The 448-nt window shown below is 63.6% G+C and carries 1 protein-coding gene; it reads left to right on the top strand.

Translation table 11 applies throughout. The features are described 5' to 3' along the window. Window positions 1-448: Tex-like N-terminal domain-containing protein (locus ENZ74_RS34095; protein WP_281059786.1), on the top strand; the 448-nt coding region annotated here is incomplete at both ends.

Below are 448 nucleotides of genomic sequence, written 5' to 3'. Positions count from 1 at the left end.
CATCTACCTGCCCTACAAGCCCAAACGCCGGACCAAGGCCGAGATCGCCAGGGAGCGCGGGCTGGGGCCGCTGGCCGAAGCCATCTTGGCGAACCGCTCATTGGTGCCTGCCGAACTGGCGCTGGCCTATGTCAGCGAAGAGGTGGCCGATACCAAGGCGGCGCTCGAGGGCGCGCGCGACATCCTTTCGGAACAATTCGCCGAGAATGCCGATCTGGTCGGCAAATTGCGCAGCTACATGAAGGAGCGCGCCTTCATGCGGGCCAGGGTGGTCGACGGCAAGCAGGAGGCCGGCGCGAAATTCTCCGATTATTTCGACCATGTCGAGCGTTGGGCAAATGTGCCCAGCCATCGCGCGCTGGCGATGCTGCGCGGCCGCAACGAGGAAGTGCTGTCGCTTGACATCGAGGTCGATGCCGATGGCATAGGCATTGGCGATCATCCGCTC

Source organism: Mesorhizobium sp. M7A.F.Ca.CA.002.15.2.1 (genome assembly GCF_003998715.1).
GTDB classification, from domain to species: Bacteria; Pseudomonadota; Alphaproteobacteria; order Rhizobiales; family Rhizobiaceae; genus Mesorhizobium; species Mesorhizobium ciceri.
The sequence above is the reverse complement of the archived record's forward strand: the minus strand, read 5'-3'. Positions and strand labels throughout refer to the sequence as shown.